15 protein-coding genes are annotated in these 17,573 nt (G+C 35.9%); 7 read left to right on the top strand and 8 right to left on the bottom strand.

Features of this window, described 5'->3' with window-relative positions; genetic code table 11:
* Positions 1–3 precede the first annotated feature (3 nt).
* From C8C84_RS01780 to C8C84_RS01770, 3 genes are all read right to left on the bottom strand, one after another.
* Complete coding sequence (locus tag C8C84_RS01780; RefSeq protein WP_121311894.1) at positions 4–690, bottom strand: DUF6089 family protein; 687 nt, start codon at positions 688–690, stop codon at positions 4–6.
* Between the two features lie 164 nt (positions 691–854).
* Positions 855–1,736 (bottom strand): NAD kinase, encoded by an 882-nt coding sequence (locus C8C84_RS01775; RefSeq protein WP_121311893.1) that lies wholly within the window; start codon positions 1,734–1,736, stop codon positions 855–857.
* 60 nt (positions 1,737–1,796) lie between these two features.
* The gene (locus C8C84_RS01770; protein WP_121311892.1) at positions 1,797–2,456 is read right to left on the bottom strand and encodes a CBS domain-containing protein; all 660 of its coding nucleotides are present in this window, start codon (positions 2,454–2,456) and stop codon (positions 1,797–1,799) included.
* Positions 2,457–2,612: 156 nt separating this feature from the next.
* Between C8C84_RS01770 and C8C84_RS01765 the strand changes: the two genes are divergently transcribed.
* Together C8C84_RS01765 and C8C84_RS01760 are read left to right on the top strand one after the other, a co-directional pair.
* Positions 2,613–3,326, top strand: a complete 714-nt coding sequence (locus C8C84_RS01765) for a pyridoxine 5'-phosphate synthase (protein ID WP_121311891.1) — start codon at positions 2,613–2,615, stop codon at positions 3,324–3,326.
* Positions 3,327–4,088, top strand: coding sequence for an alpha/beta fold hydrolase (locus tag C8C84_RS01760; protein WP_121311890.1), 762 nt, complete (start codon positions 3,327–3,329; stop codon positions 4,086–4,088). It abuts the gene before it with no gap.
* 48 nt (positions 4,089–4,136) lie between these two features.
* Here the strand turns inward: C8C84_RS01760 and C8C84_RS01755 are convergent, their stop codons facing one another.
* The gene (locus C8C84_RS01755; RefSeq protein WP_121311889.1) at positions 4,137–4,949 is read right to left on the bottom strand and encodes a T9SS-dependent choice-of-anchor J family protein; all 813 of its coding nucleotides are present in this window, start codon (positions 4,947–4,949) and stop codon (positions 4,137–4,139) included.
* A 216-nt stretch (positions 4,950–5,165) separates the two neighbouring features.
* On the opposite strand from C8C84_RS01755, the gene C8C84_RS01750 reads away from it, so the two are divergent.
* The 4 genes from C8C84_RS01750 (at position 5,166) to clpX (ending at position 9,110) form a co-directional block, all read left to right on the top strand.
* Complete coding sequence (locus tag C8C84_RS01750) at positions 5,166–5,510, top strand: phage holin family protein (protein WP_121311888.1); 345 nt, start codon at positions 5,166–5,168, stop codon at positions 5,508–5,510.
* A gap of 91 nt (positions 5,511–5,601) precedes the next feature.
* The gene (gene tig, locus C8C84_RS01745) at positions 5,602–6,936 is read left to right on the top strand and encodes a trigger factor (RefSeq protein ID WP_121311887.1); all 1,335 of its coding nucleotides are present in this window, start codon (positions 5,602–5,604) and stop codon (positions 6,934–6,936) included.
* 213 nt (positions 6,937–7,149) lie between these two features.
* A complete protein-coding gene (gene clpP, locus C8C84_RS01740) occupies positions 7,150–7,806 on the top strand; it encodes an ATP-dependent Clp endopeptidase proteolytic subunit ClpP (RefSeq protein ID WP_121311886.1) in 657 nt (218 codons plus the stop codon).
* A 71-nt stretch (positions 7,807–7,877) separates the two neighbouring features.
* Complete coding sequence (clpX, locus tag C8C84_RS01735; protein WP_121311885.1) at positions 7,878–9,110, top strand: ATP-dependent Clp protease ATP-binding subunit ClpX; 1,233 nt, start codon at positions 7,878–7,880, stop codon at positions 9,108–9,110.
* Positions 9,111–9,352: 242 nt separating this feature from the next.
* On the opposite strand, the gene C8C84_RS01730 is transcribed toward clpX, so the two are convergent.
* From C8C84_RS01730 to C8C84_RS01715, 3 genes are all read right to left on the bottom strand, one after another.
* Positions 9,353–11,548, bottom strand: coding sequence for a TonB-dependent receptor domain-containing protein (locus C8C84_RS01730; RefSeq protein ID WP_147406800.1), 2,196 nt, complete (start codon positions 11,546–11,548; stop codon positions 9,353–9,355).
* A 256-nt stretch (positions 11,549–11,804) separates the two neighbouring features.
* Entirely contained in the window at positions 11,805–13,334 is a 1,530-nt protein-coding gene (locus C8C84_RS01720; protein ID WP_121311882.1) for a GH3 auxin-responsive promoter family protein, read from the bottom strand.
* Between the two features lie 19 nt (positions 13,335–13,353).
* Positions 13,354–13,965 (bottom strand): N-acetylmuramoyl-L-alanine amidase, encoded by a 612-nt coding sequence (locus tag C8C84_RS01715; RefSeq protein ID WP_121311881.1) that lies wholly within the window; start codon positions 13,963–13,965, stop codon positions 13,354–13,356.
* Between the two features lie 85 nt (positions 13,966–14,050).
* On the opposite strand from C8C84_RS01715, the gene C8C84_RS01710 reads away from it, so the two are divergent.
* On the top strand, positions 14,051–14,845 hold the full coding sequence (locus C8C84_RS01710; protein ID WP_121311880.1) for a DUF2797 domain-containing protein: 795 nt from the start codon (positions 14,051–14,053) through the stop codon (positions 14,843–14,845).
* Positions 14,846–14,908: 63 nt separating this feature from the next.
* Here the strand turns inward: C8C84_RS01710 and C8C84_RS01705 are convergent, their stop codons facing one another.
* Positions 14,909–17,524: an AsmA-like C-terminal region-containing protein gene (locus C8C84_RS01705; protein ID WP_121311879.1), complete on the bottom strand. Its 2,616-nt coding sequence runs from the start codon at positions 17,522–17,524 to the stop codon at positions 14,909–14,911.
* Positions 17,525–17,573: the final 49 nt, after the last annotated feature.

Below are 17,573 nucleotides of genomic sequence, written 5' to 3'. Positions count from 1 at the left end.
TCTTTATTCTGCGCAATAACATGGTTTTTCTGTAAAGGTATACGTTAATGTAAACCCGGTGAATACATACCAGTCTTTGCTGTTTATATTGCCAAATTTCAATGGCGCTAAATTCTCATTCTTAGGTAAACTTCCGTCCAAATTATCGGTAAAAGTATACCTCGCGCCAACTTCAAAGCCTAAAACTATATGGTCAAAAATATTGCTTTTGACGCCAACAATCATTGGAATAGCAAAAGTGCTTTCAGTATAGTCTTTTTTGGTTTGCCCATTAATCACATACAATTCATCATATGCGAAATAAGTAAGACCGGTGTAGACATAAGGCGTTATTTTCTTTTTCAAAGTTTCGTGCAAATTGAAATCAAAAAAATTGAATTCCATACCGGCAGAAAGCTCTTTGATATTATTTTTAAATTTGTAGCCTCTTAAATTCCTTCCGGGAACTTCCGAGTCTAAATCATTTCCTGAAATAGTTGACTGTGTATAGGAAAACCTATACGAATGCCTTGGACTTTTATTCCATTTATATAAAATTCCGATAGCCAATTTATTTGGAGCGATGTAATTGGTTTTACCCACATCTCCAATAAAGTTACTTCCGCCTAAGAAAACACCAATCTCATTGATTTGTGCCGTCAAAATATTTTGGAAAACCAAACAAAAAAATAATACTAAAATCTTTTTCATCAAATTGAAAATAGCGTGCAAATATAATAATTCTCAGTACTTATATAGCATGAATTTCGGATTTCTGCCAAATAAAATAAAGTGCTGATAATTACTAATGTTAGCAAGGTTCTATTCTAAAACGTTTTTTTTAGAATTGTAGTATACAATGAGGTAAATTTTTTCTAATTTCTCTTGTCTTCACCCCAAAGTAATTTGGTGCGAAGTGTCTTGAAAAACGTTTCTTCCGGAATTTCCACCATATTAATATTAAATGGTGTTTTCTTAATTTTAATAATCGAATGGTTATCCACCGAAGTGATTCTCGAATCCAAAGAGACAAGATATTGTTCTTCTCGACCCGAAACTTTCAGGGTGATTTCGGTGTTGTCTGGAATCACTAATGGTCGGGCATTGAGATTGTGTGGTGCAATAGGAGTAATTACCAATCCTTTTACTTCTGGAGTCAAAATCGGTCCGCCGCAACTCAAAGAGTAACCTGTTGATCCTGTTGGTGTCGCAATAATTAAACCATCAGCCCAATAAGAATTCAAGTGTTCGCCATTCAAGAAAGTTTCAATTGTAATCATCGAAGTGGTGTCTTTTCGACTTACAGCGACTTCGTTCATGGCAAAATTAATATCGATTTCCGAATTGTTCGGAGAGCATTCAATCGTAAGTAATGATCTTTCGGATATGGTGTATTTTTTTTCTAATACGATTTGCAGAAATGCACCAATATTTTCTTTCTGCACTTTGGCTAAAAACCCTAATCTTCCGGCATTGACGCCCAAAATAGGAATGCCGGAATCACGAACAAAAGTAGCCGCTCTCAAAATGGTTCCGTCGCCACCAATACTGATTAGAATATCAAAACTATTGTCTAAATCGGAATGACTGGAGAAAGTCTTGTATGGTCTTTCGACTATCTTTTCTTCATAAAGTATTTTCAAAAACTTTTCTTCAATGACCAATTCAACATTGTTTCTGTTGAAAAAAACAAAAATATCCTTGATAATCGGTCGCGTGTCGTTTTGATAATATTGTCCGAAGATGGCAACTTTCATTTTTAATGTATCAATTGGTTAATGTAGTAATGTAACAATTTTCAGATTGTCACATTGATTTTACATATTTAAATATTTATCCAAGTATTCCGAACGCTCTTTCAAATTATTCAAATAGTTGTCTTCTTGGTGTTCCGAAATGATTTCGTAATTGTAACGACGAAACGTTTGGATGATTTCATTCATTCCTCCCAAAGTAATTTTAATCGTCACTTGCACTTTTTCCGCATTGGCTTCCGAAACAAAAAGACCTAAAAGCTTCCCATTATTGCTTTCTACAATTTGGGCAATCTGACTCATCGAATAATCATTAGTTGTTTTTTCAACCACAATAATACCGCCGGATTCTTTTAAGAAAGGGGTTTCATTTAAAAATTTGATGACATCTGTGATTTCGTAATAGCCAACATATTTATTGGTTTCATCTAAAATCGGAACCAAATTAGCATTGTTTCGAGCAAAAACTTCTAAAACGTCTAACCAAATCATAGCGTTTCTAACAAAAAAACCTTCTAAAGCATAGCGGTAATCGGCTAAGCTTTTTTGTGTTTCAAAAGTTTCAGCATCAACAGAAGAAATACAACCTAAGTAAATTCCATTGTCTAAAACCGGAAAATGAGAAAAGGTACTATCGGCAAAAAAATCCTGAAGATCAGCAACCGTTTCTTGGCTCGAAAAAGGTTTAAAATCGTTATTGATGTATTCTGAAAGTTCTCTCATGTATTCTTTTCTTTAGCGACTGCAAAATAATCAAATTTTGGGACATGCCGACTTGGTTAACTTTGTATTTTTGTCTAAAAATTAATTTACCGCGAATTTGAAAATGTTTAGGTTTAAAGAAAAATAGTTTTTGAATTCGTGAATAAAAAATAAAGCATGACAAAATTAAGCGTCAACATCAATAAAATAGCCACTTTGCGAAATGCTCGCGGTGGAAACGTACCCGATTTATTGCAAGTAGCTAAAGACATACAGCGATTCGGAGCGCAAGGAATTACCATTCATCCCAGACCGGACGAAAGGCACATTCGATACCAAGACGCACGCGATTTAAAACCAATTGTCTATACTGAATTCAATATTGAAGGCAATCCGCAACACAATTTTATCGATTTGGTTTTAGAATGCAAACCCGAACAAGTAACATTGGTTCCCGACGCGATTGGAGCGATTACCTCTTCTGCCGGTTGGGATACGGTTAAATTTCAAGATTATTTGACCGAAGTCATTGCGGAATTTAAACGCAATGGTATTCGAACTTCCATTTTTGTAGACCCGATTTTGAGTATGATTGAAGGTGCCAAAAAAACCGGAACCGACCGAATCGAATTATACACTGAGGAATTTGCGCACCAATATGGTTTGGGCAACAAAGCCGGAATTGAACCGTATGTAAATGCAGCCGTTTTAGCCAATGAATTAGGCTTAGGCATCAATGCCGGTCATGATTTAAGTTTGGATAACATCAAGTTTTTCAAAGATAACATCCCGGGATTATTAGAGGTTTCTATTGGTCACGCTCTAATTTCAGAAGCCTTATATCTTGGGTTGGATAATGTGGTGAATATGTATTTACAAAAGTTAAAATAGATGTTACATTCAAGAATTGAAGGCGAAGGAAAACCACTTCTGATAATTCATGGTTTTTTAGGAATGAGTGACAACTGGAAATCATTTGGTTCGCTGTATGCTGCTGAAGGGTTTCAGGTTCACCTGCTCGATTTGCGCAATCACGGTAAAAGTTTTCATTCCGATGAGTTCAATTATACGATTATGGCAAATGATATTTTGCGCTATTGCCAACATTATAATTTATCCAACGTCTCTATTATTGGTCATTCTATGGGTGGAAAAGTAGCGATGCTCTTTGCCACTACCTATCCGGAAATGGTTGAAAAATTAATCGTTGCGGATATAGGTCCTAAATATTACCCGCCACATCATCAAGATATTTTAGCCGGATTAAACGCGGTTGATTTTACTTCCAAACCTGATAGAACAATGGTTGAAGAAACCTTATATCCGTTTATTCCCGATTTTGGCACCCGCCAATTTTTAATGAAAAACCTTTATTGGATAGAACCGGGACAATTGGCATTCCGATTCAATTTACCTGTTTTTAATACCAAAATAGAAACGATAGGCGAGGCTTTGTCTAGTGAAAATCATTTTGACAAACCAACGATGTTTATTCGCGGAGGAAATTCCAAATACATTTTAGACAGCGATGTAGTCAACATTAAACAACACTTCCCTAATTTTAAGTTAGTAACGATTCCCAATGTTGGACATTGGCTTCATGCCGAGAATCCAAAGTTGTTTTTTGAGGAAACCTCAAGGTTTTTAAAATAAAAAAAGCCCTTTCAATTGAAAGGGCTTTTGTAAAACTATTTTTGATAATTAGTTTTTGATAAATTTCTTAACAGCTTTACCTGAATCGGTATTGATGTTCATGAAATAAACTCCTGAATTTAAATCAGAAACATTCATTTCAACTTGAGAAAGATTGTTTACTTTAAGTGATTTAACAGTTCTTCCGTTAACATCAGTAATACTTACATCAGTTAAAAGAATATTGTAGTTGTTTGAAATGCTAACTGAATTGTCAACAGGGTTTGGATAAGTACTGAATTTATTAGCGAATGATTCGTTAACACCCAAAGTTCCTGTAATAAGAATGTCATCAATTGATAAAGTGTCAGCATCAGTAGCTAAATATTGGAATCTAATTTGAAGGCCAGATTGTCCTACATAATCAGCTAAATCTAAAGAAATAGCCAAAGTTTCATAGTCTTCATAAGGACCTTGATCTTCTTCAACCCATAAAGTAGTCCAGTCTAGTCCATTGTCACTAATTTGAACATTTAAATCTCCATTAGCATTAGGTGCAACCATGTATTCATATCCAATTTTAGCATTGAAACTAAAGGTAGCATCTGCATAACCATCCAAACTAAAAGTAGGACTGATTAAATTAGCCTCATTTGGATCAACAATCCAAGCAATAATGGCAGATTTTGCGCCAGTGATATTGAAAGTTGCCTGAGTTGTAGCACTGTAGTCCGTGGTTGGTCTCCAAATTCTTGTTGCTACTTGTGTCTCAGTTGTCCATCCTGTTGGAGGAAAAGTTTCACCTTCAAAGCCCTCAGATAATATTTGAGAACTGCCGTAAAGTGACGTTAATAAAGCAAAAGAGAGTAAAATTTTTTTCATATTTGATTTTATTAAAAAGTTAATTTGAACAAATATAGGAATATATTTTTTTTATTTACAAAAATTTAACTTTTGCATCACAAAATTGTTTTTTTTCAAGGAATAAAAATGAATATTGTGATAAAGTGATTAAAATTTAGAGGACAAAAAAGGGCATTATTGTTCATTGTAAATTGAAATTTATTTGCATATTTGATGAAATAAAATAGAAAACCCATGAAACTACTCCTTAGAATATTAATCTCTGCGCTTTTAGTAATGGCTATCGCTTATCTGATGAAAGGTGTAATCGTTGACCAATTTACCACAGCGCTAACCGTGGCTATTGTTTTAGCCTTACTCAACTTTTTTGTAAAACCTATATTGGTGCTTTTGACTTTACCGGTCACTTTTTTTACGCTTGGATTGTTTTTATTGGTCATCAATGCCATTATAATCTTGCTTTGCGACCATTTTGTCGACGGATTTGAGGTCAGTTCTTTTTGGACTGCGATGCTCTTCAGTATCATCTTATCGCTTTCCCAATCGTTGGTTTACCAAATCACTGGTGAGGCAAAATAACCGGGTAAAAATCAATAAAATAAAAACTTGGTAGGGTTGTAGAAATGTTATAATTTTGCAACCCAATTTTAGTATGTAAAAAACACAAGAAATGAACATCACAAGAAATAATGTAGACGCATTAAATGCTGTAGTTACTGTTGAAGTATCAAAATCGGATTATGCAGAAAAAGTAGAGAAAGTTTTAGCAGATTACAGAAAGAATGCTGCTATTCCTGGATTCAGAAAAGGAGCAGTACCGATGAGTTTAATCCAAAAACAATACGGTAAAGCTATTTTGTTAGAAGAAGTAAACAAATTGTTGCAAGACAATCTCAACAAATATTTAGTAGAAGAAAAATTAGACATCCTTGGCAATCCGTTACCAAAAGTAACCGAAGATTTCAATTGGGATGTGGAAGATTATAAATTCGAATTCGAATTAGGTTTAGCGCCGGAATTCACAGTTGATTTAAGTGCCAAAAACGATGTGGTTCAATACAAAATCATTGCCGACGATAAAATGTTAAACGACCAAGTAGCGCGTATCCAAAAACAATACGGAAAACTAATCGCCAAAGATACCGTTGAAGAAGGAAACGATGTTTCCGGTATTTTTGCCAACTCCGACAAAGACATCAACAACAGAACGACTTTGTCTTTAGACGTTTTTGCGGATAAGAAAACCGCAAAGGCTTTCATCGGTAAAAAAGTAGGCGATGTAGTGACTTTAAAAACCAAAGGATTATTTGATGATGATCACAAATTAATGGATTTCTTAGCCGTTGGACACGATGACGTTCACGGTTTAGATATCGAAGTGACTTTCACCATCGACGAAGTAACCACGCACGAACCGGCTGTTTTAGATCAAGAATTATTTGATAAATTATTTGGGCCAAAAGTGGTCACTTCTGTAGCCGAATTGAAAGCCAAAATCAAAGAAGACGCCGAAAAGCAATTCACACAACAAGCGGATCAAAAATTCTTAAACGATGTGACCGAGTCATTAATCGCCAACACTAAATTTGATTTACCGGCCGGTTTCCTAAAAAAATGGATCCAATCAGCAGGCGAAAATCCGCTAAGCGCTGAAGAAGCAGAAGCAGAATACGCCAAATCAGAAAACGGTTTGCGTTACCAATTAATTGAAGGCAAAATCATCAACGAAAATGGTTTGCAAATCACTTTTGAAGACTTGAAATCGTACACGACCGAAATCATCAAAAAACAAATGGCACAATTCGGTCAAATGGATCCAAGTGATGAAGATGTGCAAGGTATCGTAGCGCGTGTTATGTCAAATCAAGACGAAGTACGTCGTTTGTCAGAGCAAGTAATGAACGAAAAAATGCTGAACTTATTCAAAGACAAAGTAAAAGCAAAGTCAAAAGAAGTAAGCTACGATGAGTTCATCAAAGCAATGTATGGTGAATTAAAACACTAATAAGATATTTTACTATATTTGAGCGTCAAAGTAATTTGGCGCTTTTTTATTTGAAGCTTTTTCCCGCTTTCCGCGCTACATGGTAGCTTGCTGCAATCGGGGCTAGGATTCTGATTTAGCGACACATTGTCACCTTAAAAACAAGGCACGAACTTTGACTAAGTTTAAGAGTAATTTATAATTCATAATTTAAAATTTATAATTTCATTTAATATGGACTACGGAAAGGAATTCAAAAAATTTGCTACCAAAAAACACGGCGTAAACAGTATGTATTACGATAAAATCGTGAGTAGCATGACGCCTTATATTATTGAAGAACGTCAATTAAATATTTCACAACTCGACGTATTCTCGCGTTTGATGATGGACAGAATCATTTTCATGGGCACCGGAGTTGACGATTATATGGCCAATATAATCCAAGCACAATTGTTGTTCTTAGAAAGTGTTGACGCTTCAAAAGACATCCAAATTTATATCAACTCACCAGGCGGAAGCGTTTATGCCGGTTTAGGAATTTACGATACGATGCAATACATCAGACCAGATGTAGCCACCATCTGTACCGGAATGGCAGCGTCTATGGGTGCGGTTTTATTGTGTGCCGGAGCAGCAGGAAAACGTTCGGCATTACCACACTCAAGAGTAATGATTCACCAACCATCAGGTGGCGCACAAGGTGTGGCAACCGATATGGAAATTAACTTAAAAGAAATGTTGAAACTGAAAGACGAATTGTACCAAATCATCTCACAGCATTCAGGGCAAACTTTCGAAAAAGTACACAAAGATTCTGAACGCGATTACTGGATGATTGCCGATGAAGCGAAAGAATACGGAATGATTGATGAAGTGTTAAGAAGATAAATGTGTCGAAAGTCAAAAGTCCAAGGTCAAACGACTTTAGACTTTATGGCATTAGACTTTAGACTAAAAGAATGGCAAAACAAGTTTTAGAATGTTCCTTTTGTGGACGAAAAAAACCGGAAACCAATTTATTGATAGCCGGAATAAATGCGCATGTTTGTGATCGATGTATTGAGCAGGCACACGGAATAGTTTTAGAAGAATTAAAAGGCTCCGGCGGTATAAAACCCTCAGTCGATTTGGTTTTGAAAAAGCCGAAAGAAATTCGCGCATTCCTTGACCAATATGTAATCGGGCAAGACCAAACCAAAAAAGTAATGTCGGTAGCCGTATACAATCACTACAAAAGATTGATGCAGCTCCAACACGAAGAAGATGTTGAGATAGAAAAGTCCAATATCATTATGGTGGGCCAAACCGGAACCGGAAAAACATTGGTGGCAAAAACCATCGCCAGAATGTTGGACGTTCCTTTGGCCATTGTTGATGCAACAGTATTGACAGAAGCCGGTTATGTAGGTGAAGATGTGGAAAGTATTTTGACACGTCTGTTACAAGCTGCAGATTACGATGTACCCAAAGCCGAAAGAGGCATCGTCTTCATTGACGAAATTGATAAGATTGCCCGTAAAAGTGACAATCCATCAATTACGCGTGATGTTTCAGGTGAAGGTGTGCAACAAGCTTTACTGAAATTGTTAGAAGGAACTATGGTGAATGTTCCGCCAAAAGGTGGTAGAAAACATCCCGACCAAAAATTCGTTGAAGTCAATACCAAAGATATTTTATTTATCGCCGGTGGTGCTTTTGACGGCATCGAAAGAATCATTTCTAAACGATTGAATCGCCAAGCCGTAGGTTACAATACATCAAAAAATGCAGACGGCATTGACAAAGACAATTTGTTGCAATATATCATTCCTAAAGACATCAAAGATTTTGGTTTGATTCCTGAAATCATTGGTCGTTTGCCGGTGCTAACCCATATGGATCCTTTAGACAAGGCCACTTTGAGAGCGATTCTAACCGAACCTAAAAATGCCTTGATTAAGCAATACGAAAAGTTATTCGCAATGGACGATGTGAAATTTACCATTTCCAATGAAGCTTTAGATTATATTGTAGAAAAAGCGTTAGAATACAAACTCGGCGCTCGTGGATTGCGTTCGTTATGCGAAGCGATACTTACTGATGCGATGTATGATTTGCCAAGTTCTGATGAAAAAGAACTTCACATCGACTTAGATTATACACACGATGCGTTGACTAAAAACTTATTAAAACGTTTAGAAATAGCGTCTTAAATCAGGATGCTACAAGTGCAAAAGGGAACTCATTAGTTCCCTTTTTTTATTTCTTACCGTTGACTTTTTTCATTTCCGTACAGATTTTGTTTAATTCCTGTACATCTTTTGTACAATTCCCGTACATCTTTTACATGATTCCTGTACGGAAATTAAAAATTGCATCGGTATCAGTTGAAAAATGGGGCTTTACCAACTCAAAAAAAATCCCTCAACAGAGGGATTTTTTGTTTATACTTTTCTTATTTCATGAATCCGCCACCGGATTGGTTTTTCTCGATGTTGATTTCAGTATTTTCTTTTTTCAGACTCAAGTCGCCAAAGTTATAGGTTAACGAAATTCTGAATGTTCTTGTATCCGGTTTTTGGTAAAACTTAGTTTCCAAATTGGTCGAAGAAACCAAAGCATTAATTTCATTAGTATTGAAAACATCAAAACAATGCAATCCGATTTTTAAGTTTTTGTTCATGAATTCTTTATTGAATGAAATGTCAAACTGCTGAATCGGTTTGGTAATTTGATAGATTTCCCAGGTGCCTTTTGGCAAAATAAAATACGACATCGAATTTTTGATTCCCCAAGGTAAAATAAATTGTGCTTGCGCCGAATAGTTCCAAATAGGTTTGTTTTTAAACGAAAAGTCATAACCTTCGGTAGTGGCTTTGATGTAATTGACATTAAAGAAAATATAATTCATATTGTCCATATTGTTCATGCGTTTTTTGAACTCTTCTTTGCTTTTAAAGAAATAATCCAACGGAACCGGGAATGAAGCAAAGAAACTCAAGGTTTTGGTCTTGTCAAATTGTTGAAAGGTTTGATTGCTGACCAATTCTCCGGGTTCGGCATTAATAATAAAACGGTTGATGTCTTTGGCAATAGTGTAGTTTCCGCCTAAACTCACAAACTGAAACGCATTAAGTTTCAACTCAAAGTTGTCAAAAAACGTTGGATCCAAAAAAGGATTTCCTTGCGAAGTGTTGTATTGGTCAAAGTTGGCAAAGTTATTCGGATCCAAAACATTGTAATCCGCTTGTTGGATTTTCTTTGAATAAGAAGCCGACAAATTCATGTTTTCATTGATTTCATACATCGCGCTGACATTCGGGAAAAAGTTGGTGTTTTTGAAATTCACCTTGGTTTCATCGCCTTCTTGGATCGCTATTCTGTCAACTTTGTAGTCTTCAAAACGAAGACCGGCAGTAAAATTGAACTTCTTGATTTTCTTTCTGGCTTCGACATAAAAAGCCAAATTTGTTTCGTCATAATCAAAATCTACTACCGAATTGGAAGCCGTATTCAAATTGTAAATTCCTTTGTCCTCTACTTTGATGTAATTGAATTTTCCACCGGTATTGATAGAGAAATTGAATTTATTAAACGGAATGCTAAAGTCGTATTTCAAATAATAATTGGCCAAATTAAAGTCGATTTTTCCATTGAAGAAAGTCGATTCTCCATTGTTTTGACCGGTTGAGATTGTGTTTGGATTGCGATTGAAAAAGTTGCTGTAAGCCGTGATGTCAAATGTTCTGCCTAAAGTGTCTAATTTAGTTCTGTATTGCAAACTCAACTCGTTTACACTATTTTTCATTTTCGAATGGCCATTGTTAGAGAAATCAATTCCGGTTCCGGTTGTTGATGATTCATTGACAATTCTATCGTTTCCTAAATTCAAATTGTAGTTGAATAATAAATTCGATTTTTCATTCAACTTGTAATTGGTTCCGGTTCTGAAATATAAATTACGATTGGTGAATTTCGCCAAATTCTTTTGGTATAAATTTTCCTCAGGAGAAAAAGAAGTGAAAGTTTGATCGTTTCTGTTGTTGCTTTCACTGTCAATATAATTGTAACCTAACATGGTTTGCCAACTCAAATCTTTTACTTTTCCGTTCAATAAAATCTGCGGACTTGGTTTTTGGTATTTGTTGAAGTTGTAATTGATGTTGAAACTCGCATTCAACCCTTTTTTCCGTTTGGTACTCGTTACAATATTGATGATCGAGCCACTGGCATCCGCATCAAAAGAAGCGCCGGGATTGTAGATTAATTCTACTTTTTCGATAGCATTGGCTGGTAAAGTTGACAAATAGTTTTGCAAATCGGTTCCGCTTAAAGAACTTGGTGCGCCATCAATATAAATGGTGACACCTTTGCTGTTTAATGTAATGGTTCCGGTAGGCGAAGTAATTACACCGGGAATTTTTTTAACAGCTTCCAAACTGCTGCCGCTGTTCAACATCGCATTATCTCTGACGTTGATGGTAGTTTTGTCTGATTCGACTTTGAGATGCTGTTTTTTGTTGCCGTAAATGGTAACTTCTTTCAGCTCGTTGGTTTTTTCTGAAGATTTGTTTTCTTCTGTTTTCGGCGTTTCTTGCGCGAAAATTGAGCCCGTGACAAGTAAGCACAAGGCAATGCTTAGAGATTTCATTTTTGATTGATTTTTGATTGATGATTGTCTGTAAGACTTCAAATCAAAAAAAATGTTACAATCACAAAATGAATTTTCAGCAAATATTTTTTAACAAAGTAGTTGTTTTAGGCGTTTCAATATCACAACGTCCCGGACCGCAACCCAATCTTTTTGGACCACAAGAAGTTATAAAGCTAACTAATACAAATATTGCGAGGATTTTTTTCATTTGATTATTGAAATTTAAAGTTACTTGTTTCGAAGTTTCAGGATTTTATTTGGAATTTACATGGTGTTGCATATTCAACAATTGTTCCAAATAATCTCTCTGATTCGAAAGTCTCGGAATCTTATGTTGTCCACCGAGTTTGTCGTTTTCTTTGAGCCAATCATAGAATAAATTTTCTCGAGCGACATTGATTTTGAGTTCGTTCAATGTCATGTTGTTGTACCGTTTGGCTTCGTAATCTGAGTTGACCGACTGTATGTTTTCGTCCAATGCTTTTTGGAATAAATCAATGTTTTTAGGATGTTTTTTGAACTCAATCATCCATTCGTGTGAACCTTTCTCTTTGCCTTGCATATAAATCGGCGCAACAGTATAATCAATCACTTCGCAGTGTAAAGCCGAACAAGTTTTAGCCAAAGCCAAATCGGTATTTTCTACCATTAACTCTTCACCAAAAACATTAATATGGTGTTTGGTCCTTCCGGAAACTCTGATTCGGTATGGGTTTAATGAAGTAAAACGAACGGTGTCGCCAATCATGTAACGCCAAAGTCCGGCGTTAGTTGTAATCACCATTGCATAATTTTTGAACAATTCCACATCGGATAATCGAACGATTTTCTGGTTGGGTGTGCCAAAAGTATCCATCGGAATAAATTCATAGAAAATACCATAATCCAACATTAACAACAAATCATTTGAATAATTCAAATCCTGAATGGCAAAAAAGCCTTCGGAAGCGTTGTAAATCTCGTAATACTTAAAATCAGATTTAGGTAAAATCTTTTTGTATTGCTCGCGATAAGGTTCAAAACTCACGCCGCCATGGAAATAAACTTCCAAATTCGGCCAAAGCTCAAACATGTTTTCTTTTCCGGATTCGGTTAAAATTCGATTTAGCAAAACCAACATCCAAGAAGGAACGCCGGCAAAACTGGTTACGTTTTCGGTTTTCGTTTCATTGATAATTGCGGTGAGTTTGCTTTCCCATTCGCTCATCAATGAGATTTTATTGCTTGGTGTGCTACTGAATTCGGCCCACATGGGCATGTTTTCAATCAATATAGCTGATAAATCACCAAAGAAAGTATTGTTATTTTCATAAATCTGAGAACTGCCGCCCAGACGTAAACTTTTGCCTAAAAACATTTCAGAATTCTCGTTGTTGTTCAAATACATACACAATAAATCCTTGCTGGCTTTGTAATGACAGTCTTCGAGCGCTTCGTTGCTGACCGGTATAAATTTGCTTTTTGCATTGGTCGTTCCGCTCGATTTGGCGAACCATTTTATGGGTGTGTTCCAAAAAATATTCTGATAACCTTGACGTGTTTCTTCGATCAATGGCTCCAAATCTTCATAAGATGAAACCGGAATTCTTTCAGCAAAAGTTTGGTAAGACTTGATGCTTTCGAAATCATATTTTTTGCCTAAAACCGTTTCGTCACAGTTCCGAATCAAATTCATCAACAACTCATCCTGAACTTCATGCGGGTATTTCAGAAACAACTCAATCTGATGAATGCGTTGTTTCAAAACCCAGGATGCGATAGAGTTAATGATTGGATAGAGCATATTTTGGATTTAAGAATTATTATTTTAACCCTTCAATAAACTCTAAAATGGTTTTGGCTATTTCATTTTGACCCTTTTCGTTGGTTAAATAGTCTTTGTCATTTTGGTTACTGATAAACCCCATTTCAACTATTACAGCAGGAACTTCTGATTTGGATAAAATCCAAAAAGGCGCTTTTTTTACACCGCGATTATTCAAAGGGATGTTTTTTGCAATGACTTCACTCAACTTATTGGCCATTTCTTCGGATTTCAAAGCAGCGATAGATTTGTCTGAATAAAAGGTTTCTATTCCTGTGGTAGTGGAGTTTTTGTTTGAATTGGTATGAAGTGAAATAACCAAATCTGGTTTGATTTTGTTTATAAAATTTGCTCTTTCTTGTAAAGATAAAAAGTGGTCTTCCGTTCTGGTGACATGAATTTTTATATCAGCATCGGTGTTCAAAGACTGAATTTTTTTGGTGACTTCGACTACGATAGATTTCTCAAGAGCCTCTTCATGAGTTGCTCCTAAATCATGTCCGCCATGACCGGCATCAATTACGATATTAATCTCCTTTTTTTCGGCAGTGATAAAAGATAAGGTTGCAAATGAAACAACCAACAAGGCAACTTTGAATAGGTTTTTCATGGTAAATAAGATTGGGTTAGACGTAAAATGATAACGCTAATATACTAATTTTATTATACTTTTATCCAAAAAACAGAACAGTAGCATGACTTACGAAGGCGTACTCACCAAAATGCAAACCGAATTCTCCAATCCGATTCAGTATTATCTGGTGTTTGAGGATAGTTTTTTGAGCCTAAACCAATTGTTAGACAAGTCATTGGAAATCTCATTTCAAGGTTATCAATGTTTGAATTGCGGTAAAAAGAAAAAGATTTTCCGCCAAGGATTTTGCTATGATTGTTTTATGAGCTCAGCCGCAGCAGGTGATTGGATTATGAAACCCGAATTGAGCACAGCGCATTTAGACATCGAAGACCGAGATTTAGCCTACGAAAAGAAAGTACAGCTACAACCGCATATTGTTTATTTGGCCTTATCGAGTGAAATCAAAGTGGGCGTAACCCGGAAAACCCAAGTGCCGACACGTTGGATTGACCAAGGCGCTGTTCAGGCTATTCCGATAGTGGAAGTGCCAAATCGTTATTTGGCCGGAATTACCGAAGTTGCTTTAAAAAACCATTATGCCGATAAAACCAATTGGCAAAAAATGTTGAAGAATGATGTGCCTGAAGTTGACTTAATGGCTGAAAGATTAAAATTAGAGCATTTAATTCCAGCAGAAGTTCAAGAATTTTTCAATCCCAACAAGGAAGATTTATATGAATTGCAATATCCTGTTTTGCAATATCCTAGTAAAGTGAATAGTTTGAGTTTAGACAAATCGCCTAATTTCTCCGGAAAACTCACGGGTGTCAAAGGACAATACTTGATGTTTGAAGACGGAACCGTTTTCAACGTTAGAACTTTTGAAGGTTATGTTGTTAAGATAAACGTTTAAATAAAAAACCCTTTCTGTTGAGAAAGGGTTTACTTCGTCAGTTCGCTTCGCTCGTGTCTTTTTTTATTTTGTCGGCGTCGGCGTTGTTGGTTCCGTTTTGGGTGCTGTTTTTTTCTTTTTGTTGAATAAATCTTTGATTAAGTCGTTGGCTTTGGTTTTAACATCTTCTTTTGGTGTCGTTGTTTTCGATGTATCCTTTGGCTTGGTGTTATTGCTGATGAAGTTTCCAAGTGCTGAAGTGCCTTGTTGAACGAGTCTATCTTTCTGTTGTTTGACCAAGTTATTGACCAAAGTCGTTGTGGCTTGTTTGAGATCAGTAGTTACATTTGGATTTTTGAAATTCCCGGTAAGGATTGCGTTTATCGGAATAGTTTCAAATTTCTTAGCATCTGTCGGAGTTAGTTTTCCAATTAAATTATTGATGTCGTTGCCTAAATATTTTGCAGGGACATCCAACTTCACATTGTAATTCATCAATTGGTCAAAACCGTGTGTTCCACCAATAGTCGCTTTTATATCTTGGTATTTGATATCAAAAGGTTTTACGTTGACTTTTCCGTCTTTGAAAGTTAAGGCCGCTTTTAAATCGTTTAAGTTTAATTTGGTCAAATCCACAAAACCTAACTTATTGTCCAAAGCCGTCAATAAAGTCGAGTTGCTTGAATTCACTGTAGTTGAAAGCAATTGTCCCAATAAATCCCCGGTGATACTTTTTAAATCAGGCGTCATTTCTTTCGCGTCTAAATTTCCGGACAATTTGATTTTTGAATTCAGTTTTCCGTTAATCACTCCCGCAATCGGTGCAATTTTTTTCATCATCTCCAATTGGGTAAATGTTTGTTGAATGTCAACTCCGTTTAATCCTAAATCCATGTTGAATTTGGGCGTTTTTTCTTTGGTAGAAACATCACCATTAAACGCAATTGAACCCCCAAAAATATCAGTTTTACCGTTTTCTAAAGTCGCTTTTTGGTCTTTGATAATGACTTTACCCGAAACATTTTTCAGCACTAAATTGTCGTATAAAACCGTGTTGGCTTTGGCTGTTAACGAACAATTTAAAAATGCCGGAATTTTCATTGGCTCGCTGGCTTTAGCGTCTTTAGTTGTTTCAGTTCCGGTCGTCATAAAATCATTTACGGCCAATTGATTCGAATTCAGATTGAAGTTTCCTTTCAGTTCTTGGTTTTTAAAGATAAAGCCATAGAAATTTTCCAAAACTCCGGTTACGGCTAAATCGGTTTTGCCGGTGGTGGCATTGAATTGTGTCAAATTCACACGATTTGGATTAAAAGAAACCAAAGCCTTGCTGATTTTCATCGTTTTGCCGTTTTCATCTGTATAGTTGAAACCGGTTAAATCCATCGTTCCTGCATTTTTGATTCGGGCATAATCACTTTTTTCTACCGATTGCATGTCGAATTCCGTCGTCACATCGGCTTTCAAAATTCCCGTTAATGGTTTGTCTAATTTTACCGGATAAGCTTTCGTCAGGTTACCTAAGTTGATTGTTCCTTTCAGTGCCGCATTTACCAAAGCATTTTCGGCTATATTTTTAATATTCGCTTTTGCACTGAAAACATCTTGGTCAATCTGGAAAGATAATTTATCCAAGTTCACATAAGTATCGTTCATCACACCTGTTTCGTTGATGATTTTGGTGTCTATAACAATATTTTGAACTGATTTCGGCAAATTCGGATATTGGAATGAAGCATTATTGGAAGCAATATCGATGTTGAATTTTGGCACAGTAGTATCGGAAAGCAATCCTTTAGCAAAACCGGCCACCGTAAAGTCACCGCTGGTTTTCACGTCTTTTAAATTCGCCGCATATTGCGCCGGGATTAAGCCTAAGAAGTTTTTAAAAGAAGAAGTTGGCGTTTTGAATGTCACATCATATTGTTGTCCGGCATCGACCATTTGGATAAAACCATTGAATTCTAAAGGCAATTCGTTGATTTTTGCTTTGTTTTCTTTGAAAGTATATTTGCTTTGGTCTAAGTCAATTCCGAGAACGGCATCCAAAGAAATGGCTATATTTTTCATGTAGTTCACTTTGTCCATGTCGAGTGACACTTTTGTCGTGGTTTTGGTGACCAAATCCAATTTAGAAGCCGCAAAATCTCCGGTTCCTTCATGATTGATACTGTCTAAAACCAACTTGATTTTTGACTTTTCATCATAATATTTAAATTTGAAATTCTCCACAGCATACTCTTTTATTTTTAGCGAAAGAGGTTTGCTTTTACCGTCATTTGCTTTGCTTTCTTCTTTCAGAGCGATATCGTAATTGCCAACACCATTTTTATTGATGATAATATTAATCAATCCGTTTTTAGAATCGATTCCGTCAATTTGCATTGGTTCGTCGTCACTATTGAAGAGTTGTCCAATAGCCATTTTCAGATTTAATTCTTCAAAAGCCACTAAAGTATCACCTTCAAATGGTGCTTTGTTGATGATAGACAGTTTTTCAATATTTACACTCGCATTCGGGAAGTTTTTAAACAAACTCAAATCGGCATCTGCGAAAGCTACTTTGGCATCGACTTTTTCATTGATAGCCGTTAAAATTTTGGCTTTGATTTGGTCTTTAAAGAAATATGGAATCGCAAAAGCGGAAATTACGAGTAACAACAAAACAATTCCGACTATTTTTAGGATTTTCTTTAACATGATGTGATAGATTTAGTTACGCATTGGCTAAACAAAAATAATGCCTTTT

Source organism: Flavobacterium sp. 102, from assembly GCF_003634615.1.
Classification (GTDB): domain Bacteria; phylum Bacteroidota; class Bacteroidia; order Flavobacteriales; family Flavobacteriaceae; genus Flavobacterium.
This window is presented reverse-complemented; position numbering and strand designations above follow the sequence as displayed.

Coding starts and splice junctions, on each gene's coding strand:
- C8C84_RS01780 (WP_121311894.1), bottom strand. CDS start 690: ATGAAAAAGATTTTAGTATTATTTTTTTGTTTGGTTTTCCAAAATATT.
- clpX (WP_121311885.1), top strand. CDS start 7,878: ATGGCAAAACAAGTTTTAGAATGTTCCTTTTGTGGACGAAAAAAACCG.
- C8C84_RS01760 (WP_121311890.1), top strand. CDS start 3,327: ATGTTACATTCAAGAATTGAAGGCGAAGGAAAACCACTTCTGATAATT.
- C8C84_RS01730 (WP_147406800.1), bottom strand. CDS start 11,548: ATGAAATCTCTAAGCATTGCCTTGTGCTTACTTGTCACGGGCTCAATT.
- C8C84_RS01705 (WP_121311879.1), bottom strand. CDS start 17,524: ATGTTAAAGAAAATCCTAAAAATAGTCGGAATTGTTTTGTTGTTACTC.
- C8C84_RS01775 (WP_121311893.1), bottom strand. CDS start 1,736: ATGAAAGTTGCCATCTTCGGACAATATTATCAAAACGACACGCGACCG.
- C8C84_RS01765 (WP_121311891.1), top strand. CDS start 2,613: ATGACAAAATTAAGCGTCAACATCAATAAAATAGCCACTTTGCGAAAT.
- C8C84_RS01770 (WP_121311892.1), bottom strand. CDS start 2,456: ATGAGAGAACTTTCAGAATACATCAATAACGATTTTAAACCTTTTTCG.
- tig (WP_121311887.1), top strand. CDS start 5,602: ATGAACATCACAAGAAATAATGTAGACGCATTAAATGCTGTAGTTACT.
- clpP (WP_121311886.1), top strand. CDS start 7,150: ATGGACTACGGAAAGGAATTCAAAAAATTTGCTACCAAAAAACACGGC.
- C8C84_RS01720 (WP_121311882.1), bottom strand. CDS start 13,334: ATGCTCTATCCAATCATTAACTCTATCGCATCCTGGGTTTTGAAACAA.
- C8C84_RS01750 (WP_121311888.1), top strand. CDS start 5,166: ATGAAACTACTCCTTAGAATATTAATCTCTGCGCTTTTAGTAATGGCT.
- C8C84_RS01715 (WP_121311881.1), bottom strand. CDS start 13,965: ATGAAAAACCTATTCAAAGTTGCCTTGTTGGTTGTTTCATTTGCAACC.
- C8C84_RS01755 (WP_121311889.1), bottom strand. CDS start 4,949: ATGAAAAAAATTTTACTCTCTTTTGCTTTATTAACGTCACTTTACGGC.
- C8C84_RS01710 (WP_121311880.1), top strand. CDS start 14,051: ATGACTTACGAAGGCGTACTCACCAAAATGCAAACCGAATTCTCCAAT.